At 32.8% G+C, this 21494-nt stretch carries 22 protein-coding genes and 2 pseudogenes; 3 read left to right on the top strand and 21 right to left on the bottom strand.

Annotated elements, in window-relative coordinates; translation table 11 throughout:
• Positions 1 to 11 precede the first annotated feature (11 nt).
• From HNR52_RS05160 to HNR52_RS05210, 11 genes and pseudogenes are all read right to left on the bottom strand, one after another.
• Positions 12 to 455, bottom strand: a complete 444-nt coding sequence (locus HNR52_RS05160) for an OsmC family protein (RefSeq protein ID WP_013787700.1) — start codon at positions 453 to 455, stop codon at positions 12 to 14.
• Positions 456 to 482: 27 nt separating this feature from the next.
• Positions 483 to 815 carry a carboxymuconolactone decarboxylase family protein gene (locus HNR52_RS05165; RefSeq protein WP_435619891.1) on the bottom strand — a complete coding sequence of 111 codons (333 nt, stop codon included), beginning with the start codon at positions 813 to 815 and terminating at the stop codon, positions 483 to 485.
• 58 nt (positions 816 to 873) lie between these two features.
• A complete protein-coding gene (lpdA, locus tag HNR52_RS05170; RefSeq protein ID WP_435619892.1) occupies positions 874 to 2538 on the bottom strand; it encodes a dihydrolipoyl dehydrogenase in 1665 nt (554 codons plus the stop codon).
• Positions 2539 to 2686: 148 nt separating this feature from the next.
• On the bottom strand, positions 2687 to 3667 hold the full coding sequence (gene lplA, locus HNR52_RS05175; protein ID WP_435619893.1) for a lipoate--protein ligase: 981 nt from the start codon (positions 3665 to 3667) through the stop codon (positions 2687 to 2689).
• 106 nt (positions 3668 to 3773) lie between these two features.
• Complete coding sequence (locus HNR52_RS05180; protein ID WP_435619894.1) at positions 3774 to 5000, bottom strand: S1C family serine protease; 1227 nt, start codon at positions 4998 to 5000, stop codon at positions 3774 to 3776.
• Between the two features lie 163 nt (positions 5001 to 5163).
• A pseudogene (locus tag HNR52_RS05185) lies at positions 5164 to 5496 on the bottom strand (ABC transporter permease); the annotation flags it as partial.
• Positions 5496 to 5579, bottom strand: a pseudogene (locus tag HNR52_RS05190) (ATP-binding cassette domain-containing protein); the annotation flags it as partial. The pseudogenes HNR52_RS05190 and HNR52_RS05185, both read right to left, overlap by 1 nt.
• Positions 5580 to 5613: 34 nt before the next feature.
• On the bottom strand, positions 5614 to 6807 hold the full coding sequence (locus tag HNR52_RS05195; protein WP_435619895.1) for an MFS transporter: 1194 nt from the start codon (positions 6805 to 6807) through the stop codon (positions 5614 to 5616).
• Positions 6808 to 6982: 175 nt separating this feature from the next.
• The gene (locus HNR52_RS05200; protein ID WP_013787694.1) at positions 6983 to 7576 is read right to left on the bottom strand and encodes a DUF1847 domain-containing protein; all 594 of its coding nucleotides are present in this window, start codon (positions 7574 to 7576) and stop codon (positions 6983 to 6985) included.
• Between the two features lie 74 nt (positions 7577 to 7650).
• Positions 7651 to 9000, bottom strand: a complete 1350-nt coding sequence (locus HNR52_RS05205) for a sensor histidine kinase (protein ID WP_435619896.1) — start codon at positions 8998 to 9000, stop codon at positions 7651 to 7653.
• Between the two features lies 1 nt (position 9001).
• Positions 9002 to 9670 (bottom strand): response regulator transcription factor, encoded by a 669-nt coding sequence (locus HNR52_RS05210; protein ID WP_435619897.1) that lies wholly within the window; start codon positions 9668 to 9670, stop codon positions 9002 to 9004.
• A gap of 159 nt (positions 9671 to 9829) precedes the next feature.
• On the opposite strand from HNR52_RS05210, the gene HNR52_RS05215 reads away from it, so the two are divergent.
• Positions 9830 to 10342, top strand: a complete 513-nt coding sequence (locus HNR52_RS05215) for a hypothetical protein (RefSeq protein WP_013787691.1) — start codon at positions 9830 to 9832, stop codon at positions 10340 to 10342.
• Between the two features lie 84 nt (positions 10343 to 10426).
• Here the strand turns inward: HNR52_RS05215 and HNR52_RS05220 are convergent, their stop codons facing one another.
• The 5 genes from HNR52_RS05220 to HNR52_RS05240 all read right to left on the bottom strand — a co-directional run bounded on the left by HNR52_RS05220 (position 10427) and on the right by HNR52_RS05240 (position 13744).
• On the bottom strand, positions 10427 to 11245 hold the full coding sequence (locus tag HNR52_RS05220) for an MBL fold metallo-hydrolase (RefSeq protein ID WP_435619898.1): 819 nt from the start codon (positions 11243 to 11245) through the stop codon (positions 10427 to 10429).
• Positions 11246 to 11307: 62 nt separating this feature from the next.
• Positions 11308 to 11664 carry a NifB/NifX family molybdenum-iron cluster-binding protein gene (locus HNR52_RS05225; protein WP_013787689.1) on the bottom strand — a complete coding sequence of 119 codons (357 nt, stop codon included), beginning with the start codon at positions 11662 to 11664 and terminating at the stop codon, positions 11308 to 11310.
• Complete coding sequence (locus HNR52_RS05230; protein WP_013787688.1) at positions 11665 to 12534, bottom strand: ATP-binding protein; 870 nt, start codon at positions 12532 to 12534, stop codon at positions 11665 to 11667.
• On the bottom strand, positions 12531 to 13376 hold the full coding sequence (locus tag HNR52_RS05235) for an ATP-binding protein (protein ID WP_013787687.1): 846 nt from the start codon (positions 13374 to 13376) through the stop codon (positions 12531 to 12533). The genes HNR52_RS05230 and HNR52_RS05235 overlap by 4 nt, the downstream gene beginning before the upstream one ends.
• 2 nt (positions 13377 to 13378) lie before the next feature.
• Complete coding sequence (locus HNR52_RS05240) at positions 13379 to 13744, bottom strand: NifB/NifX family molybdenum-iron cluster-binding protein (protein ID WP_013787686.1); 366 nt, start codon at positions 13742 to 13744, stop codon at positions 13379 to 13381.
• Between the two features lie 145 nt (positions 13745 to 13889).
• On the opposite strand from HNR52_RS05240, the gene hydE reads away from it, so the two are divergent.
• Positions 13890 to 14966, top strand: a complete 1077-nt coding sequence (hydE, locus tag HNR52_RS05245) for a [FeFe] hydrogenase H-cluster radical SAM maturase HydE (protein WP_435619899.1) — start codon at positions 13890 to 13892, stop codon at positions 14964 to 14966.
• 11 nt (positions 14967 to 14977) lie between these two features.
• Here hydE and hydG read toward each other — a convergent pair whose 3' ends face one another.
• The 3 genes from hydG to HNR52_RS05260 all read right to left on the bottom strand — a co-directional run bounded on the left by hydG (position 14978) and on the right by HNR52_RS05260 (position 17908).
• Positions 14978 to 16378 carry a [FeFe] hydrogenase H-cluster radical SAM maturase HydG gene (gene hydG, locus HNR52_RS05250; RefSeq protein WP_435619900.1) on the bottom strand — a complete coding sequence of 467 codons (1401 nt, stop codon included), beginning with the start codon at positions 16376 to 16378 and terminating at the stop codon, positions 14978 to 14980.
• 104 nt (positions 16379 to 16482) lie between these two features.
• Positions 16483 to 17355 (bottom strand): YitT family protein, encoded by an 873-nt coding sequence (locus tag HNR52_RS05255; RefSeq protein ID WP_435619901.1) that lies wholly within the window; start codon positions 17353 to 17355, stop codon positions 16483 to 16485.
• Positions 17356 to 17614: 259 nt separating this feature from the next.
• Entirely contained in the window at positions 17615 to 17908 is a 294-nt protein-coding gene (locus HNR52_RS05260; protein ID WP_435619902.1) for a DUF5320 domain-containing protein, read from the bottom strand.
• A 227-nt stretch (positions 17909 to 18135) separates the two neighbouring features.
• Here HNR52_RS05260 and HNR52_RS05265 point away from each other — a divergent pair, with 227 nt between their 5' ends.
• The gene (locus tag HNR52_RS05265) at positions 18136 to 19290 is read left to right on the top strand and encodes an MFS transporter (RefSeq protein WP_435619903.1); all 1155 of its coding nucleotides are present in this window, start codon (positions 18136 to 18138) and stop codon (positions 19288 to 19290) included.
• A 55-nt stretch (positions 19291 to 19345) separates the two neighbouring features.
• Here the strand turns inward: HNR52_RS05265 and HNR52_RS05270 are convergent, their stop codons facing one another.
• Positions 19346 to 19804 (bottom strand): Fur family transcriptional regulator, encoded by a 459-nt coding sequence (locus HNR52_RS05270; RefSeq protein ID WP_435619904.1) that lies wholly within the window; start codon positions 19802 to 19804, stop codon positions 19346 to 19348.
• Positions 19805 to 19962: 158 nt separating this feature from the next.
• Positions 19963 to 21303 (bottom strand): FAD-dependent oxidoreductase, encoded by a 1341-nt coding sequence (locus HNR52_RS05275; protein ID WP_041592211.1) that lies wholly within the window; start codon positions 21301 to 21303, stop codon positions 19963 to 19965.
• Between the last annotated feature and the right edge of the window lie 191 nt (positions 21304 to 21494).

Genomic DNA, 21494 nt, shown 5'->3' on the forward strand with positions numbered 1-21494 from the left:
CTTTTCTAATATCATTCTACAACAACGTCTGACAAAACTAATTTTACAGGATTCGCTATAGAATCGCCTACTGGGCATGTTTTTTCTATAAATTTTGCAAACTCCTCTGCTTTTTCTTTTGGAGCATCTGTCTTCATGTGCATCTTAAATCTTATCTCTTGGAAACCTGGTCTTACGTCGGATTTACCCATAAAGCCATCCAAATCAATATCGCCTTCTAGTTCTACCCAGAACTCTTGAAGATTTATGCCTTTAGCCTTTGCAAAAGCTGATGCTACAATGGTTTGGCAAGAGCCCAAAGCACAAAGCAATGCCTCTACAGGATTCATTCCTTTATTTGTACCGCCCATTTCTTTCGGCTCGTCTAAAACCATCTTAAAGCCTCTTACTTCGCTTTCCACTGCCAATCCTTCCGGCAACTTTTTAGAAACCGCCTTAAAAGTTTCCACTGCCATTTTAATTACCTCCTTTTAGCTATATTTTTATTTACCTGCATCTTCTAATACCTGGACAGCTTCTGTAGCATAAGCTGCAGCAGGACCTCCACCCATAAGTATTGCAACACCTAATACTTCCATTATCTCATCTCGAGTTGCTCCAGCTTTTAAACATGAATTTACATGATCAGCTATACAGTATGAGCAGTGAACAGCAACGCCTATGCCTAATGCAATTAGTTCCTTTTCTTTAGCTGAAAGTGCTCCGTTGCCAACAGCTGAAACATGAAGCTCCTCAAATGCCTTCATAACTGATGGAATGCTTTGACCTATCTTGCTTAAATTTGCATACATTTGATTTAAATCAATCTTTGCCATAATACCTTTCCTTTCTAAATTTAATTTATTTTAAAGCATTATCGCTTTAAAATCTTTATTATACTTTATGTATCGATTCTTTAAAAATATCTTTTACTGCCTCCATTATAGTCTCACTTCTGGTAGGATGAGTGTATATGGCTTTTTTAAGATCATCTGCCTTTGCACCACTTTGACATGAAGTAGATATTATCTGAGCAATTTCAGATGCATCGCTTCCTACAACCCATGCTCCTAAGACATCTCCATCTTCGGAGGATATGATCTTAGCAAAACCTTTTGTTTCACCGTACGTTTTTGCTCGGCCATTACCTGCAAAGTAAAATTTACCTACTTTTACATTTTCAAATTTGCTCTTAGCCTCTTCTTCTGTATAGCCGAAATAACCTATCTCCGGCTCTGTAAATACAGCAGCAGGTATTTTCATATAATCGAGAGCAACATTGCCTCCAAAAATATTGTCAACTGCTGCTTCTCCTTGCGCTGATGCCACATGTGCCAGCATCATTTTATTTGTAACATCGCCAATGGCGTATACATTGTCAATATTCGTCCTTAAGTATTCGTCGACTTTTATAGCTTTTCCATCGAATTCTAAAAGCTCTGAAATTGGCCCTACGTCCGTATTTAGTTTTCTGCCAATGGAAATAAACACTTTGTCAGCATATATACATTTTGTCTCACCATCTTTTTCTATCGTTACAATGCTTCCACCATTTTCTTCTTCTAAAATCTTTTCGACCTTAGAAGATGTGTAAATCTTCATGCCACGCTTCTGCGCCTCAGACTTTATTAAATTGCTTACTTCTTTATCAAGTTGAGGAAGAAGTCTTGGCATCATCTCAACGATAGATACTTGTACTCCAAATTGGTTCATTATAAAGGCAAACTCCATGCCAATTACTCCACCACCTATTATGCACAAACTTTCAGGCAATGATGTAATCTCCAAAATGTCGTTGCTATTTATGACATTCTTTGATTTTATGCCTTCAATAGGCAATTCTTGAGGCTCAGAACCAGTTGCTATTATTATGTTTTTTGCCTTTATCTTATTTTCTCCAAATAGTATATTTTTATCTTTGTCTATTTTTGCTTCTTCAGAATACAAATCAACACCATTAGCTTTAAGCAATGTATTTATACCGGATACAAGCTCGTTTACTATGCTATCCTTTCTTTCAACCACTTTTTTGTAATCAAATGATTTTACATCTACACTTAGGCCAAATTCATCTGCCCTTTTTATAATGTCATAAACTTCTGCAACTCTTGCATAAGCTTTTGTGGGTATGCAGCCTCTATTAAGACAAGTACCGCCCACTTTATCTTTTTCGAAAAGTGCCACTTTTGCACCTTTTTTTGCAGCTTTTATAGCAGCCACATAACCTCCAGGGCCGCCACCTATGACAGCCAAATCGTAATCCTTCACTTCATCATAAATTGTATCTGCATTGTTTAAAATTGACTTTTGAGGAACTTCTTCAGATTCTGATATCAACGAAATGACATCTCCTGATTTTACTGTACTACCGGCAGGAAAAATAATCTTAGAAATTATGCCATCATATTCTGAATACACTTCAAAATTCATTTTACCAACCGATATATCGCATAAACAAGTTCCTTTTTTAACAAATTGCCCTTCACTAATATACCATTTAGTTATTTTGCCCTCATTAATAGTATCAGACAAAACAGGTACCTTAACTTCTAATTCCACAAGGTACACCTCCAATTTTAATTGCTATTCACTAAATTATTATTGCTTAAATCAGAATTCTTAAGCAGGTTAATTATTTGACAACTCACTCTAACCATATTTTAGCACCATCTAAGCGATAGTTCAATATTTTAAAGATAATTTTCTATTAAAACATAACATCAAGTAAATTTTCTAATGTTATGTTTGAAAAATATTCTCCAATGTCTATTGATGAAAGCGCATTTTTAACATCATTTTCAGAATGCTTTACACCTTTTAGAATTTCCTCTATATCTTTTACATCTTTCTTTCCAAAGAAATCTCCGTAGATCTTTATGTCTCTTATTATCCCATCAGACACGTTTAAATTCACTTCTACCGTGCCGCCTGAAAATTTCTTTTCATTTTTTAAATTATAGTCTGGAGACATGCCAAAATTCCATTCCCAAGTATTGTACTTCTCATCTCTCAGCTTTTCTATATTTCGTATATTTTCGTCTGTAAATTCGTAAAGGCCACTTCCGCCTGTAGTTAGCCTTATATCGTCCATTATAAGGTTAATAAATTCCTCTATATCTATAGGCTTTTCCAAATGTTCATTTATGTTGGTCACTCTCTTAGATACAGACTTCACGCCTTTGTCTTCAAATTTTATAGGTCTCACCTTTAATGCCGCTGATAAATCCGCCATATTTGACGACACCAACAGTGTTCCATGGTGGAGTATCCTGTTTTTATAATAGTACTGCGCATTGCCTGATATTTTCTTGCCATCGATCGTTATGTCATTTCTACCAGAAAACTCCGCATTTAAAGATAGCTTTCTTAGAACATCAATAATAGGCTGTGTAAATCTTCTAAAGTCGCTAAACCCATTCAAATCATCGTTTACAATAAAGGTAAAATTCACATTGCCTAAATCGTGAAATACCGCTCCACCTCCAGACAACCTTCTCACAACTGGTATATTGTGCTCTTTAACGTAGTCAAGGTTGATCTCAGCCAAAGCATTTTGATTTTTCCCTATTATTATGCTTGGCCTATTTCTCCAAAGCATGAAACATTCATCGTTAAATTGCTTTAGCACATATTCCTCTGCCGCTAAATTGAAATAAGGATCTGTGCTCTTGTTGTAGATATAAATCATAGTGTACACCCTTTCTCAAAACAAACTACTTCATACATTAAGTATAACACAAATCTGAAAACTATAAAAAAAATAAAAAAGTGGCTTGAAAGCCACATCAAACTCATTATTGTCCATTTGAACCTGATAGTTTCACATTGACTGTAAGTGTTTGACCGTTTCTCCAAATTGTCACGCTTATCACATCGCCAACATTGTGTTTATTTAAAATATTTTCAAGTTGATTAAATGTGGTTACATTAGTTCTATCTACAGCGGTTATTATATCACCTGCTTGAAGACCTGCAGCATCAGCACCGCTTCCTTGCTGCACTTGTGCAATATAAAGTCCTACCGGTATATTGTATTGATTTGCTTGCTGCCTCGTTATTTGTTGCACGCTTACACCTATAACAGGCCTTTCAACATATCCCTTTTGAATAAGCTCTTCAATTATAGGTTTTGCCTCGTTTATAGGTATAGCAAAACCCATTCCTTCAAGCGGCACACTTTGACTTTGAAATAGACCAAAAGGATCCCCAGAACTTGAATCGCCAGTTGATGTAAGCTTTATGCTTGTTATTCCTATCACTTCACCGATGCTATTTACAAGAGGTCCTCCACTGTTTCCCGGATTTATTGCAGCATCTGTCTGGATAAGATTTACCGGGCCATAATCACTTTGCAAATTTCGATTTAAACCACTTATGATGCCTGCTGTCGCCGTTCCAGCAAAACTGTCACCCAATGGATTTCCTATAGCTACTGCTAATTCTCCTACTTCAAGCTTTGATGAATCTCCTAATTTTGCAGGTGTCAAATTTGTAGCATTTATCTTTAAAACCGCAAGATCAGTTCTTGAATCTTTACCTATCAATTGTGCAGGAAATTTCCTTCCGTCAGATAAGTTTACGGTTATCTTTGATGCACCTTCTACAACATGATCATTTGTGACAATGTGGCCTTCCGAATCTATGATTATTCCAGAGCCGCTTCCTTCCTCAACATAAGAATTGCCACCGTATCCATAAGCCCCATAACCATTAATATATGTATCTATGCCGACAACAGATGGGCTTACAGCCTTCACAATGTTTGTAATCAAATTAAAATTGTTGTTGTCAGATGAAAGCGGTAAATACCTATTCACAACTTGAGTATTGCCTGTATCAACATATTTGACAATTCCTGCTCCTAAAGCACCACCAGCCAATGCAGCAACAAGTGCTACAGCTACAAATGACATAAACATTTTTCTTCTATATCTTTTAACCATCTTGCCTAAACTTTTTTTATCATTTTTTGGATTGACATCAGGAAGCCTGTAATTTTCAAAACCATTGTTGAACTCCATTTACACCAACCTCCTTACAATTTTTTCTTTTCATGATTATATTATAAATAACATTTTTTAAGAATTTGTGAATACTTTGTAAATATTTTTTTACGTTTAAAAAAAATAATACCATCCTTATATAGGATAGCTTAATTTTAATTCCTATGAACATGTTAAAAGTTAAATATAGACCTGTCATCATACCTGACAACTGCACAATTCCAAGCGTTTTCATGCTGTCTATCGTAGGCATCATTCCTGTTTTAATAGCTATTTTTAATATTTTTTGTGATGCTTGTCTTGAATTGGCTCCCAAAGCAAGGTATGTTTCAATTTCGTGTCTTCTGTTTTTTACCTCATCTTTAAGCCTTGACACTGTCAAACCTGATGAAACCATTGCATTGCCTATTATCATACCAGATACAGGAATCACCTCCTGCGGTCTAAAATGAATGCTACCAAATAATATAAGTGCTGTAAGTGTGATAGCAGCACCAAATGCAATAGATATCGTGTTGGATCAATAAGCCTATTTATTAATTTTATAAAGGTAGACTTGCCAGCGCCAGACGGCCCTATTATTGTATATATATAACCTAAAGAAATTTCGATTTTTAAAAAATACTCTCTCTTACATTACTGATTCTTTATTTTCCTGAAATCGACTTAAACTTAATATAGCTGCAATTAAAGCTGCAGATGTAAGCCCAAGAACACCACCAAACCAAAATGGCGCATCTGGACTTATATGTACCCACATAGCTCCTGCTATAATAGATGCCAGCAATAATCCTATGCCTTGCATCATACCATAAATACCCAATACTGTACCTTTATACTCATCAGGGGATACTTCAGCTACAAATGCCCGCTCAGCACCGCTTATAAATGCTGTATAAGCTCCATAAAATATAAATAAAAGAAAAATTACGATTTTTGAATTAGACAACGCAAATCCTAAATAGACAAGTCCATAAATGGCATAACCAGAAACCAAAATTAATCGCCTGCCAAATTTATCTGACAACTTTCCAGAGGGAATGGCAATTAATGATGTGGAAACATTAAATACGAGATAAAGAAGCATGACGTATGATAAAGAAAAGCCCAAGTTCTGTGCTTTCAAAAGAAGAAAAGTATTTGATGAATTTCCAAGGTTGAAAATGAACATAACAGCCAAATAGAGCTTTAATTTTAAGCTCAAATTTAAATTTTTGAATGTCAATTTTTCATTTTTTTGTTTCTTATTTTTATCCTCTTTTATAAAAGGAATAATCATAATACCAAGAATAGCAGGTATAATCGACCATATAAATGCAAATCTATAGTTTAGCCCAATTGTTACTATGATAAAAGCAATAAAAGCTCCTAAAGATGATCCAGCCATATCAAGCATTTTGTGAAGTCCATAAGATCCGCCAAGTTTATCCTTTTCGCTGGATTGCGCAATAAGAGCATCTCGCGGTGCAGTTCGTATGCCCTTTCCTGTGCGATCTATAATTCGCGCTATTAAAACGCCTACCCATGATCCTGCTAAAAGGAGAAGTATTTTATAGATAACTGAAGCTGAATATCCGATAAAAGTTATCCCCTTTTTATTGTGATATTTGTCACCTATGTAACCGCTAAAAACCTTTAAAATCGATGCTATACTTTCAGCAATACCTTCAATAATTCCTACAATTGCGGGCGAAGCCCCAAGTGTTGCAGTTAGGAAAAGCGGAACTATCGGATATACCATTTCTGTACTCATATCAATTAACATGCTTACCATGCCTATCAGTACAATATTTGATATAACAACTTCCTTTTTTGAATTTATCATAATCAATTGACTCCTCCTAAAAAATTTTTATCTGTTCCGTATTAACTTATAACAAATACATGTGAACTTGTTAATATAATTTTAATTTAACTTACAGTATTTTTGCAAATAATTTGTAGAAAAAATAAAAATTTTAATAAAAAAGCTATCCTTATATCATGGATAGCTTCTTTTTTTATTCCTCAAGTGCTTTTACAGGGCAATGACTGTACTTCCTGTCCTTAGCGACTAAAGTTGTTACATATGCTTTAGAATTTTTATTAAACAATATATCGTGTCCAACGCAAAGCCCAACAACCACATTTAATTCTGTATTTTCTTTGTTCATAATTTCGGCTTGTGTAATAGGATTGCATGTTGCAATGAATTTATCCCTCTTTTTCTCTATCCCAATTTCTTTTACATCGACTGATCCTACTTTACAACACACAGGTACTACAGTTACATCGTATTTATTAAGCATCTTGACAAATTTCTTTGCCTCTTTTTCCAGTGAATAGCAAAAAGCAACACCTATTTTCTTCATACCCATTTTCATAATTAAATTGATTATTTCTTCTGCTCTGCTCCTTAATTCGCCATTTTCGTCAACAGGAAGTGTATTTGCTATTTTCATAATCTTATTTACATTTTCGTCATTATTGTATTTTTCAATTGAATCATTGATAATATCTTTTTCCATAACTGTAGGACAATTCTTAGGAAAATTATCATCACCTTTTGCGCAAGGCTTATTAGGACATACTGCACAAGAAAATATCGAATCCATAAAATCACTCCTTGTATACTGTATTCAATATTATTATATCACATACCTCTCCCATTGTATAGGGGATACTGCAATTATATAGCTACTTTATCTAAAGTAAAATAAAACGAAGTACCTTTATCTATCTCGCTCTCTATATAATATTCACTGCCATGCAAATCCAATATTTCTTTTACTATTGCAAGACCTAACCCTGTACCTTTATTATCAACTTTATAAAACTTCTCAAAAACATTTTGCAGCTTTTCTTTCTCTATTCCTTTACCCGTATCTGATACAATAACTTTCACATGATTATTTTCTAATATCGAAGAAATAGTAATTAAACCCCCTTTATTAATACTTTTTATCGAATTGCTCAAAAGATTCATTATAACCCTTCTAATTAGTTCAGCATCTCCATTTACAATTACATCAAGATTCTCCGTGACAATATTTATATTTTTACCTTGCAGCAATGGTTCAAAGCTTAAAACCACATCATCAACTAAATTTTTTAAATTAAAAGACGATATCTTTAGTTTCACTAAACCTGATTGAAGCTTTGATAATGATAAAACATCATCTATCATTTTTGACATTCGATCGACTTCATTTAACGCAGCATTTAAATATTTGTTTCTTTTTTCTTTATCATCACCATAAAAGTCCAATAGCATCTCACAGTATCCTTTTATAAGCCCTAAAGGCGTCTTAAGGTCATGAGTTATATTGGCAATTAAATCTCTTTTAAATTTCTCTGCTTTACTGAGATTTTCTGCCATGCTATTCATAGACATAGCGAGATCTTCTAATTCATCATTTGTCTTTACATCTAATTTCACGTCAAGATTCCCAGATGCTATATTTTGCGCTGCATATTTTAAATCATCAATTGGCTTTGTCAGCCTTTTTGACATGATAATTGACATAATGATTATTACAATAATACATATTAGTAGCATCAAAAAAAATTCACTTTTAAATATCATGGCAGTATCATCAATAGTCGATAGAGGAATAGTCAATACCAGTTTTGCGTTTTGCTTATTGTATGAAAATGATCTTATAACCGCAAGAGACTCTACACCAATTGATGGATGCGTAAATTCTACCACACTTAATTTTTCATCAGTATTAAGAAAAGTTTTTGGCAACCCTATTCCATAGCCTTGTCCGTTTCCACGAGTTCCAAAAATCAATATACCTGTATCAGTTACTGCAATTACTTTTGAATTGGATTCTTCAATAAGCTCATTAGCAGTCTTATCATCATTTTTAGATAACGCATTGGCAATTTCTAAGCTGTAGTTTTTTAGCTGGTTAATCTTATAATAAGTGTATATCTTACCTATAAAGACGACTTGAGATAAATAAAACAATAAAAAGATTATTCCTGTTATAATCAGATACGTAATAAAAAGCTTTTTTCTTATGCCTCTCACTTTAATCACCACCTAATTTATATCCATAACCCCATACTGTTTTTATAATGTCCCTTTTATCGCCAAGTTTTTCTCTCAATTGCTTTATATGTGTATCGACTGTCCTTAAATCGCCAAAAAATTCATATCCCCAAACAATATTAAGGCATTTCTCACGGCTTAATGCCTTACCCATGTTTTGTGCAAGTAAACTTAAAAGATCAAATTCTTTTGGAGTAAGGTCTATTTTCTTTCCATCAACTTTAACAACTCTTGAATCAGTATCAATAGTAATGCCTGAAAAAGATATTAAATTATCCGATTCAGTCCATTTAGATCTCGATAAAATAGCTTTTATCCTTGCTATGACTTCTCTAGGGCTAAATGGTTTAACTACGTAATCATCAGCGCCAAGCTCAAATCCTAAAAGTCTGTCGTATTCTTCACTTCGAGCGGTTATCATCATCACAGGTATTTTAGATGATTCTCTTATTGTCTTTAAAACATTCCAACCACTCATATCTGGCAACATTACATCCAACAAAACTATATCAAAAGAGTTATTTTTAAACATATTTATTCCTGTACTGCCATCTTCAGCAAATAAAGCATCAAAATTATTTTTCTCTAAGTAAGTTTTTAAAATGTCCCTCATTCCTTCCTCGTCTTCAATGACTAACACCTTTGCCATCAATGAAACACCTCCAACTTTAGTTTACATATTTTAAAAATCATTTACAACACAATCAAAAAATCTTCACAAAAACATCACAATTTCATTAAAGATGTATCAAATATAATGGGTAAAATAAAAGTGTAAGATAAATAAATTTTGAAAGGAGATGTTTTTATGAACATCAAAAAATTAGTAGCATCAATCATGGTAGGAGGTTTACTTTTAACAGGCATTGCTGCATATGCAGAAACAGCAAATAACAATTCGCCTCAAACAAACACATCGTATACTGCACCAAGGTATGGCAGAGCTCAAATGGTAGATTTTATGGCAAATCTTTTAGGAAAGTCTACAGACGAAACATTGAAACTTCTAAATTCCGGTAAGACACTGGAACAAATAGCGGTTGAAAATGGCGTAAAATTAGAAGACTTCAAAAATGCTTTGTTAAAACAAAAAACCGACTATATAGACCAAATGGTTAAAAATGGTGTAATTACAGAAGAAAGAGCAACAGAGCTAAAATCACTACTTAAAGAAAGGATAAATGCATGTGATGGTACTGGCAATGGTGGTACAGGACTTGGAATAGGCTTTGGAAGAAATGGAATGTCAGGTAATGGATATGGCAAAGGACATGGAGCAGGTTTCGGTAAAAATATACATTTTCAATCAGAAAATAACTGATCCCTAATGATTGGCACTAAACAATTTATCGATTCATATAATATGGTCGTAGGAATTTATCCCACGACCATATTATTTATATTTTTACAAAATTATAGATGAACTGGTAGTCAAATAAGATATCCTGTCTCCTAAAATTTGCTTCATGATTCCGTACTCATCTATACCTGTACAATGACCTGTATAAATATATTGTATATCATAATCTTTCATTGTTTCTGAAATATTCACAATGTCTTCTTCAGTCATCCCCTTTAAATGAAATCCACCAATAAGTGATTTTATTTTATAGCCCTTAAATTTACTTTCTGCTGTATACAGTATATTTAAAATGCCTAAATGCGAGCATCCTGTAATTATGTTTATACAGTCGTTCTCTTTAACAACAACAAATATTTCATCCAAAAAACTATCTTTTATTTTTGTATTATCTTTTTCAACTAAAAAATTTTTAGTCGTAAAATCGTTGTTGTATTTCTCATCAATACTGTTAACTACGAAAAAATCTTTTTCCACTTCTGCATCTTCATGAATTAGCACAAAATTTCCTTTGTTTTTTTCGTATAATGACAAATCAAAACCTATTTCATCAATTGTGCCATTTTTACGTACAGCATATTTTCTATTAAGTATCTTATGATTTGCATAAATGCGCACGTCTTTATTTTCCTCCAAGAGATTTTTAAGTCCACCAACATGATCATAATGACCATGTGTCAGTATTACCTTGTTTACATCCTTTAGGTTTATACCCATCAATCCAGAATTTATAATAAAGTTGCCACTCTGCCCCGTATCTACCAAAACTGATTTGTCTTCTTTTTTTAAAAGCATTGATAAACCGTGTTCAGCTAAGAAACCTTTTTTATAAACTACATTTTCAATTAACACTTGTAATTCCATCAAAACACCTCTTTTCCATAAAATTAAGGACTATCTACAAGAGAGTAGACAGTCCTCATTTTTTAGTCTTCACAGTGTCCTTCATGCTCATGTTTTTCACATGCACTACCTGTAGATATCAACGTTCCATCTATATATCTCTTTACAACATCTTCAGCATCGCCAGATGCTCCTGTAATAACATCAATGCCGTAAGAATTGAACAAATCTATTGCACTGGAACCCATTCCACCTGAAATGATGCATTCAACACCTTTGTCTTTCAAAAATGCCGGCAAATATCCTGGCCTATGTCCAGGATTTTCAATAAAATTGGCATTTACTATTTTATCTCCTTCAACATTAAAAATCGTAAATCCTTCACAATGTCCAAAATGCATTGAAACATTTCTTCCATCAGTAGCAACAGCTATCTTCATTTAAACATCAATCCTTTCATCTAAATATTTTTTTATTTTTCTCCACATATCTAAAATCTGTCTGTATGCAATGCTGTCAGGATATTTATTAATGCTTTGAAATCTTTTCAAAGCTTTAATTACTGTTTCATCAAAATTTATTTTTCCTACAATATCTATATTGTTTTCATTGCAATATGTCTCTATATTATTAGAAATATCCTTATTAATATCCCACTTATTTATGCAAACAAGAGATTTTATTTTAAAGCTCTCAATTGCTTTAAGCACTCTTTTCATATCTTCAAAACCTGAAACAGTCGGCTCAGTAACAATAAGAGCAACATCTGCACCTGTTGCAGAAGATAAAACGGGACATCCTATTCCAGGCGTACCATCAATTATAATATAGTCACAGTCACCTTTATTCTCAGTAGCTTTTTTTCTCACCTCTGTTACTAACTTTCCAGAACCATCAGCACCTGGAAACAACTCGGCATATATTATTTTTTCACCTTTCTTATTCTCTCCTACTATAATTTCACCTGTGTTTTCTTCAATCATCTTAATTGCGCCGTTGGGGCACTTATAAGAGCAAAGTCCACAGCCTTCACAATAATATGGATTCACCTTATAATCAGAAATCGCGTCAAATCTGCACAATGTCTCACACAAACCACATTTTATGCACTTCTCTTCATCTATTAATGCTACTTCTTTACCATAGAAATTATCAACTTTTTGTATTTCTCCGTTGAAAAGTATATTTAGGTTAGGAGCTTCAACATCGCAATCCGCCATTACTTTATTTTCTATAATTTCACTTAACGTCGTTGCAACTGTTGTCTTTCCAGTCCCGCCTTTACCACTTAATATAACCAACTGTTTCATCTTTCAATCAGCTCCATTAATCTCTGTGATAAATTTTCAAATATATGTCTTATTTCATCATCTTCTTCAATTAGCAGATTCCCTTTAGAATATAGTTCAGCATATTCTTTTTTAAATGGAATTTTTGCAAGCACATTTATACTTTCTTCTTTGCAATAATTCTCTATAATGCTATCTTCTTCTCCTGATTTATTGATGATGACTGCAAATGGCAAATTCATCTCTTTTACAAGTTCAACAGCCAGTTTCAGATCATGTAGTCCATAAGGAGTAGGTTCAGTAACTAAAAGGCAATAGTCACTTCCTTCAATAGAATGGATGACAGAACAAGATGTCCCAGGTGGACTATCAATGATCACGTTTTTATCTGTATCTTTTATCAAATCTTTAATTTCTTTTATTATAGGAACCCCTGAAGCTTCACCTATATTTAACTTGCCATCTATAAAGTCTATATCATCTGAATGTCCAACCCTTATAGTACCAATTTTCTTTGGTATTTCTTTTATAGCATTATATGGGCATATTTCATAACACGCTCCACATGAATGGCATAAATGGTCAAAAATAAGTATTTTCTTTATCAACTTTGTTAGTGCACCAAATCTGCACGCTCTTGTACATTCACCGCAAAGGGTACACTTATCATAATCTATGTCGGGAATCATTACATTTACATCTTTTACTTTCTCTATTTCAGGTTTTAAAAACAAATATCCATTAGGTTCTTCTATATCGCAATCTACATAAATGCTTTTTTGAATCTTAGCCAAATTGGAAGAAACTGTAGTTTTCCCAGTTCCACCCTTGCCACTCAAAACAGCTATCTTGTAACCTCTCATTTTTAATGCTCTCCATGATGACCATTATTAGTAGGCAATTCAATTTTCTCTAACGTACCCTTTTTTAACTCTTCTACATTTTTCTCAATAGTATCATTGATCGATTTATAAATATTTATCCCAGCCGCCTGAAATACTTCTAATGCATTTGGTCCAACATTACTTGATATAATTGAGTCAACTCCCTCATCTAATAGAAGTTGTGCTGCCTTTGTGCCAGCACCACCTGCAGATGATGCTGCAGTATTATCAATAGCTTTGTAATTCATTGATTCAGTATCAATAACGATAAAATACCTTGCTCTGCCGAATCTTGAATCCACAATTGAATTTAAATTATCACCTTCTGAAGAAATCGCAACTTTCATAAACAACCCTCCAACATTTTAAACATACGTTATATACAATTATAAATATATAATTATTTTAGGCATATGTCAACAAAAATATTAAAATTTTTATTTTTTGTATGATATAATGTTAATTATAAAAAATGAGAGGCTGATTTTTGAAATGAGTAGAATTGATTATCAAATTAATCATGATCACATAAAATATTTAATTTCATATGTTGAAAATGAGCACACATTAAGCAAGGAAGATCTTATTACTCTACTAAATTCTGAATACACTGATGAAATCTGCAAAGCCGCAGATAGAGTAAGGAAAAAATTTGTTGGTGATGTGGTTCATTTACGAGGCTTGATTGAAATAAGCAATTATTGCTGCAGAACATGCTATTATTGTGGCCTTAGAGTCTACAATAAGTCAATAAAAAGGTATAGGATGAACGAAAATGAAATTTTGCAATGCGCAAAAGCTACAAAAGATGCTGGATTAAAAACTGTAGTACTACAAGGTGGTGAAGATAAATATTTTAAAATTAAAGATTTATGCAACATCGTAGAGAAGATAAAGGATCTTGATTTGTCTATTACACTAAGCATTGGTGAATTGACAACAAAGGAATATGCAGATCTAAAAAAAGCTGGCGCAGATAGATACTTGCTTCGAATAGAAACAACAAATAGAGATCTTTACAAAAAATTTCATCCAAATATGAGTTTTGATAATCGCGTTAGATGTTTAATGGATTTGAAAGAACTGGGTTATGAAGTAGGTACTGGATGCCTTATAGGATTACCTGGACAAACTTTAGATATGCTGGCTGAAGATATTCTTTTCTTTAAAGAAATTGATGCTGACATGATAGGAATGGGTCCATTTATACCAACTCCAAATACTCCATTAGAAAACAAAAAAGGTGGTAATGTAGATCTTGTATTAAAAATGATAGCCATGACTCGACTTTTGCTTCCAGACATTAATATGCCAGCTACCACCGCTTTAGGTGTCAAAGCTGAAAATGGATATTTGCAAGGATTACGAGCAGGTGCAAATGTCATAATGCCAAATATGGGGCTTAATGAATATAAAAAATTGTATGCTCTGTATCCAGGAAAAACTTCTGATGATGGTTCTAAAGTAGTTAATGATATAGAAAATATCAAGAAATTGATTATTTCAGAAAATAGAATAATTGGGCACGACAAAGGTGACCGCAAAAAGATATGGAAAAATCCGGGATAACCCGGATTTTCTTAAAAATACAGATCTCTTTCACCATTTTCTAACCGTTTGAGTCTATTTTTCGTTTCTTCTCTTACCTTCTCAGAAGGAATATTTTCTATGTTTGCAGCAATCGTTTCTTCACCTATAGCCTTTGTAGCTTCATCGCTATAATCTAAGAGGAACTCCTTAAATGTAAGTATCGCATTTGGCAAGCAGAAGTTGTGAATCTGCCCTGATTTAGCAAAGCTCATAAATCTGTCACCAGTGCGCCCCATCCTATAACATGCCGTACAATAACTTGGCAGATAATGCTGCTCACATAGTGTCCTCAATATCTCATTTGGCGTCCTATGATCTCCTACTTCAAATTGTGGTTTTGTTTCAGCCTTTTTTGATATTTCTTCGTAATAGCCACCAACACCTGTGCAAGAACCTGCACTTATCTGAGATATACCTACGCTTATAACTTCTTCTCTAAATTCAGGAAGCTCTCTCGTAGATAAAATCATACCTGTGTATGGCACAGCCAGACGTATTACAGCTACAAGTTTTTTAAAATCCTTATCAGACACCAGATATGGATACTCATCAAGAGTAATATTTAAAGCAGGTCTAAGCCTTGGAACAGATATAGTATGTGGCCCAACACCGAATTTTTCGTCAAGATGATTTGCGTGGTACAAAAGTGCTATTGTCTCGTACTTGTAGTCATAAAGTCCATACAAGACTCCCATGCCTACATCATCAATACCAGCTTCCATGGCTCTATCCATAGCAGTTGTGTGATAATCGTAGTCATGTTTTGGCCCTGTCGGATGCATGTATTCGTATGTGGGCCTGTGGTAAGTCTCTTGAAATAATATATATGTCCCTATTCCTACATCTTTTAACTTTTTATAATCTTCAACAGTCGTAGCAGCTATATTTACATTGACTCTTCTTATGCTGCCATTTTTCAACTTTGTATCGTAAATAGTCTTGATAACATCCAATACATAATCAATAGGACAATTTACAGGATCCTCACCTGCCTCGACTGCAAGCCTTTTGTGCCCCATTTCCTCTAATATTTCTATCTCACGCCTTACCTCATCCATAGTAAGTCTTTTTCGTTCTTGCTCATTAGAATGTTTATAGCCACAATATCTACAATTATTGACACAGTAATTGCTTATATAAAGCGGTGCAAATATAACTATTCTGTTGCCATAAATCTGCTCTTTAATGTATCTCGCAACTTTGTACAATTCTTCAAGAATCTCATCATCTTCCAAGTTTAGAAGAACTGCTGCTTCTTCAGGCGTAATGCCCTTTAAATTTTTAGCTTTTTCAATGATTTTTAAAGCTTCATCCTTTGATGCACTTTCACCATATCTTAAAGCCGCTTTTATCTTCTCGTCGTCAATAAAATCTGCAATCTGCCTATCCATATATTAATTTCTCCTTCCCTTGCCCTCAGTAATTCCCTTGGGCTTAGTATTTTTATAATAAAATTATATACCTAAGTTGTTAAATATTCAACAATAAATTTTTATCAAAAAAGATCGTCCATAAATCCTTTCCCTCTTACCTCAGAAACGTCCAATATTGATATAAATGCATTGCTGTCAATGCTGTAAACTAAGTGTTTAATATATGGAATTTGTGAAAGTGATACAACACAATACAGTATTCTGCGATTAGTCTTTGTATATGCACCTTCAGCTTGAATAAACGTAACACCTCTTTTTAAATCATTCATGATTGCATTGCTAATCTTTTCCTCATCATTTGTAATTATAAAAAGCATCTTTCGCTTGTTAAATCCATTTATCGTTTTGTCTAATACAAACGAATTTATAGACATTGAAACAAGTGTGTATAAAGCACTTTTAAGTCCTATAAATATTGCTCCAGCCAAGACTATGAAAAAATTAATATATAGGTTTGTCTTACCCAATTCAAAATTCTCATATTTTTTCTTTACCAGTACAGATATAATATCAAGTCCACCAGTTGAACCATGATTAGCAAAGACTATTCCCATACCTGCACCTGTAAGTACACCACCGTAAAGGCATAACAATATGGGATCGTCAAAATTGATTAATTTATCTAAAAACTGAGTTAATATCAAAAAAACAGACAGAGAAGCTGTACCTAATATCGTATAGAAAGTAAATCGAGAACCAATTTTCTTGTAGCTTAAAATAAGCAATGGTATATTCAGCATGAAAATCGTGTATCCGGCAGGAAGTCCTGTCAAATACTGTACAATTAGAGAAATCCCAGATACACCACCACTTAAAAGTCTTGCATGAACAATAAATGTATTAATTCCAATTGAATAAATAAAAGTGCCAAAGAGGATTCCAAGTACATTTTTTACGCTTAATCTGCTTCTTAATTTATTGTTGCCAACAAACATTATTATAATTGCCTCCCACAGTCTTATATAAAGCACCAAATATATCAAATGGAGTTTCTTCCAAAATTAAGTTTAAACTATATTAGCTAATTATGCAATAAATTATTCAAAATAATTTTTTAAAAAATAAAAATTTCATTTATGCTATTCTGATACATTTATATTCATAAAAATTAAAATAATTATGCATAAATTTTTATATGTACTTTCAAAAAAAATAAAGCCAGTAGCAATAATTGCCACCAGCTTTTCATAATATTTACTTGTTATTTTTGTCTTCGTCGTTATCGTCTAAATCCTTCAATCTGTCTTCTATATATTTAAGTTGATCCTTGAGGTATTGGGCTTGTGCATTAAGGTAAGATTTCTCGTCCACAGCACTGCCATATCTTGCCCAAAACGGTGCTTTAGTTGCGTAATACATATTTCTATATCCTCTGTGCATACCATGTCCACTCATGTATCCTGGAGCACCATGGCCACTACAAAATCCCATACCTCTTCCAGACATTGGACCATATCCCATTGGGCCTGTGCCATCTCCTCTTGGCATGTAAACCACTCCTTTAAAATATTTTGGTCTTATGACCGTTTCACAATTATATAGTATCACTATTTTTGTCATATGTCAATAATAAAATAAAAAATTTTGACATTTTTTATCTCTATCGTCGTAAGACTCTAACTTGACATTGTATATAAATAGTTATAAAATCCTAAATAGTAATTTTTACTTATTTAATATTACGATTTATAACTATTGTCTAGGAGGAATTTTGTATGACCATTGTAAAAACAAACAAAACAAAATTATTTATTCTTTCTCTTTCTCACATGGTAAATGATTATTACATGAATTTCATTCAAACACTTATGCCGTTTTTAATTGCTGCAGGACTTAGTGCAGGCAAAGCAGGATTTTTAGTATCTGTCTTTACAATAACATCATCATTAATACAACCAATCATCGGATATATTGTTGATGTTAAAAATCAAAAATGGTTTGTCTATATTGGGACATTGTTTATGGCTGTTTTGCTTAGCCTATTAGGGATAATGAAAAGTTACCCACTGCTTTTAATAATCTCTGGAATTGCTGGTATTGGTACTGCTGCTTTTCATCCACAAGCATCTGCTATGACAACTGAATTTAGCTCCGTTGAAAAAAGAAACACAAATCAAGCTTTTTTCGTGACATTAGGCAACATAGGATGGGCTCTCACTCCATTAACGGTTGTTCCGTTTGTGGAAAAGTACGGTTTATCAATAACGCCTATTTTTGTAATCCCAGGCTTGATTGCTTTTATTTTATTGTTTTTATCTCTTAGTAAAAATAATGCATCATCTTCAAATATAAAAAAAGAATATTCACCTTTACTTATAACTCTACGTAAATCATGGAAAGAACTTACTAAAATCATGATTGTCGTTGCATTGCGTTCATTAACATATTATGGTATGTTGTCGTATTTAGCCCTTTATTTAAAACATAAAAATGTATCTGTCCTTTTATCAAGCAAATTGCTTTTCTTTATGCTATTTGCAGGTGCTCTTGGTGGCCTTATTGGAGGAATGTTAGCTGATAAGTACGGTAAAAAGTTGATTTTAACTACTTCATTAATACTCTCCAGCTTTTTCTTTCTTATTTTTATTTTAACAACCGGTATGTTAAGTTATATAATGCTTATTATTGCAGGTACAATGCTTTTAGCATCATTCTCAATTACTACCGTGCTTGCTCAAAGTTTGCTGAGCAAAAATGCTGCAATGGCTTCTGGCTTGGCACTTGGATTTGGGACAGGAATAGGTGGTCTTGGCGTAGGATTATTTGGAATACTCATTGATTTTAATGGTATTACATCAGCAATTTTATTAATGGCAATCATACCAATTTTAGCAGGTTTAATAAGCTTAAGTATAAAAGCCCAAAACTAAATCAATTTTATTAATAGTAGCTCTTATATTTTATAAAGATGCTACTATTAATTTTCTATTCTTTGAGTTTTTCTCTACATTTTTTACATATACCATATACATTAATGCTGCCATAATTTATATCAAATCCATACTTATCTTTAATTAAATTTAAAAATTGTATGACTTCATATCCTGAATACTCTTCCACATTGTTACAATATTTACAAATCAAATGTGTATGAATATTGCCTTTTTGAGGTGTAATAATCTCATAATATTTTACATTATTGATTGTATTGACAGAAATGATATTTTTTTTAATCAACATGTCCAAATTTCTATAAAGAGTAGCTACACCATAATTAGGATCTTCTTTTTTGACAATTTTCAGCAAACTATTGAAATCAAAATGAACATCAGGATTGTCTGTAAATGTCTTTAAAAGTATCAATCTGGTTAATGTGATTTTTACACCTGTCTTTTCTAAAAAATCTATTAAATTTTGTAAAGATACATTTTCCAATTCTATCACCGCTTAGATCGTAATTAACATATGTTCATTATATATGATATAATTAATTTCTTCATATGTCAATAATCATAAAAAAATTACCCCTATTTACTTAAACAGAGGTAATTTCTATGATTAATTTTACTTTGTAATCATAAAAGTTAATTACATTTTTATTATTACATTTTAGATAAAGCGTCAAGAGCTGCTGAGTTAATAGGATATGACACTGGAGATGCTGTCAACAATGGATGTGTTGCCGTTTGGAATGTATTTAACTCTGAAGCTGTAAGCCCTTTTTGTATAGCAAGACTCAAAATATTTATCATTTCGCCAACGCTTTCACCACCAGATATCTGAGCACCTATTATGACACCAGAATACCTTGAAAATATTAGCTTCATCTTTATACTTTTAGCATTTGGTAACGATCCTGGATGTTTATCCATTGTTGAAAATTCACCAATAACTATATCAAAACCTTCCTTTTTAGCTTGGACTTCTGTTAAACCTGCAGCAGCAAAAGCAGTATCATATATTTTTGTAGAAAAAGCACTTATCGTTCCTTTATTTTCTTTAACCAATCTTAGATTAAACACATTTACTCCTGCAATTTTCGCTTCATTTGCAGCTGTTGAAGCCAATAAAATAGGAACATTTTTTCTGGTAAAGAAACATTTTTTCTCTGCACAATCTCCAACAGCAAATATATTAGCAGCACTTGTCCTCATATATTCATCAACTACAATAGCTCCTTTTTCATTAAGCTTTATTCCAGTTTCTTTTGCTAATTTTGTATTTGGTACAACGCCCATTCCTAATATTACAATATCTGCTTTTACTATTTCTCCATTTTCAAGTTCTACACCTTCTACTTTTGTTTCACCTAAAATCTTCGTAACTTTAGTATTTGTTTTTATCACTACACCTTTTTGCTTAATTATTGCTTCAACCATATCGCTATACTCAGCGTCAAATGCTTGCCACAAAAGTTTATCAGCAATTTCAATCAATGTCACATTCTTATCTAATGCTTTTATTTGTTCTGCCATCTCAACGCCAATAAAACCTCCACCAATAACAACAATATCATTAGCATTGTTAATGCTCTCTTGAACGATCTTTAAGTAATCTTCATCTTTTTTTATTGGATACACATTTTCTATATCATATCCAGGAATAAAAGTTGGCATAAGTGGCAATGAACCAGTGGCCATGATCATCTTGTCATACTTTATTTCACCATTTTCTCTTGTAACTGCTAAATTGTTGTCTTTATCTATTTTTAAAACTTCATCTATTATTATATCTATACCTGCATTTGTAAGCATTGAATCAGGTATAACATTTTTTGCTGTGTCTTTCAGCGTACCAAATATATATGGTATACCGCAAGGCACCATCACTTTTTTAGTCATACGAACAACTGTTACTTTCTTGTCTTTATAAGTTTTTTTTGCCGACAATGCTGCAAGAATTCCTCCTGCGCTTCCTCCTACAACCAAAACATCTGTTTCTATCAATCTAATTACCTCCTATTTTTTAAATGTTTATTTCATATCATTAACTCAATTATAAAATTATAATAAACTTATGTCAATAAAATATCAAAATTTGTTAAGAAAATAGTTTAACAATTTGCAATTGTACTTTTATCTATAAAAAAAACAATATTAAAAAAGCATTTTTATGTTATAATAAACATAAGTAA

This window comes from Thermoanaerobacterium thermosulfurigenes (assembly GCF_051201035.1).
Taxonomy (GTDB): domain Bacteria; phylum Bacillota; class Thermoanaerobacteria; order Thermoanaerobacterales; family Thermoanaerobacteraceae; genus Thermoanaerobacterium; species Thermoanaerobacterium thermosulfurigenes.

Bases quoted from the DNA above. Each gene is read 5' to 3' on its own strand.
- HNR52_RS05160 (WP_013787700.1), bottom strand. From the start codon at position 455: ATGGCAGTGGAAACTTTTAAGGCGGTTTCTAAAAAGTTGCCGGAAGGA.
- HNR52_RS05165 (WP_435619891.1), bottom strand. From the start codon at position 815: ATGGCAAAGATTGATTTAAATCAAATGTATGCAAATTTAAGCAAGATA.
- lplA (WP_435619893.1), bottom strand. From the start codon at position 3,667: ATGATTTATATCTACAACAAGAGCACAGATCCTTATTTCAATTTAGCG.
- HNR52_RS05180 (WP_435619894.1), bottom strand. From the start codon at position 5,000: ATGGAGTTCAACAATGGTTTTGAAAATTACAGGCTTCCTGATGTCAAT.
- HNR52_RS05195 (WP_435619895.1), bottom strand. From the start codon at position 6,807: ATGATAAATTCAAAAAAGGAAGTTGTTATATCAAATATTGTACTGATA.
- HNR52_RS05200 (WP_013787694.1), bottom strand. From the start codon at position 7,576: ATGGATTCGATATTTTCTTGTGCAGTATGTCCTAATAAGCCTTGCGCA.
- HNR52_RS05210 (WP_435619897.1), bottom strand. From the start codon at position 9,670: ATGGCAAAGGTGTTAGTCATTGAAGACGAGGAAGGAATGAGGGACATT.
- HNR52_RS05215 (WP_013787691.1), top strand. From the start codon at position 9,830: ATGAACATCAAAAAATTAGTAGCATCAATCATGGTAGGAGGTTTACTT.
- HNR52_RS05220 (WP_435619898.1), bottom strand. From the start codon at position 11,245: ATGGAATTACAAGTGTTAATTGAAAATGTAGTTTATAAAAAAGGTTTC.
- HNR52_RS05225 (WP_013787689.1), bottom strand. From the start codon at position 11,664: ATGAAGATAGCTGTTGCTACTGATGGAAGAAATGTTTCAATGCATTTT.
- HNR52_RS05230 (WP_013787688.1), bottom strand. From the start codon at position 12,534: ATGAAACAGTTGGTTATATTAAGTGGTAAAGGCGGGACTGGAAAGACA.
- HNR52_RS05235 (WP_013787687.1), bottom strand. From the start codon at position 13,376: ATGAGAGGTTACAAGATAGCTGTTTTGAGTGGCAAGGGTGGAACTGGG.
- HNR52_RS05240 (WP_013787686.1), bottom strand. From the start codon at position 13,744: ATGAAAGTTGCGATTTCTTCAGAAGGTGATAATTTAAATTCAATTGTG.
- hydE (WP_435619899.1), top strand. From the start codon at position 13,890: ATGAGTAGAATTGATTATCAAATTAATCATGATCACATAAAATATTTA.
- hydG (WP_435619900.1), bottom strand. From the start codon at position 16,378: ATGGATAGGCAGATTGCAGATTTTATTGACGACGAGAAGATAAAAGCG.
- HNR52_RS05255 (WP_435619901.1), bottom strand. From the start codon at position 17,355: ATGTTTGTTGGCAACAATAAATTAAGAAGCAGATTAAGCGTAAAAAAT.
- HNR52_RS05260 (WP_435619902.1), bottom strand. From the start codon at position 17,908: ATGCCAAGAGGAGATGGCACAGGCCCAATGGGATATGGTCCAATGTCT.
- HNR52_RS05265 (WP_435619903.1), top strand. From the start codon at position 18,136: ATGACCATTGTAAAAACAAACAAAACAAAATTATTTATTCTTTCTCTT.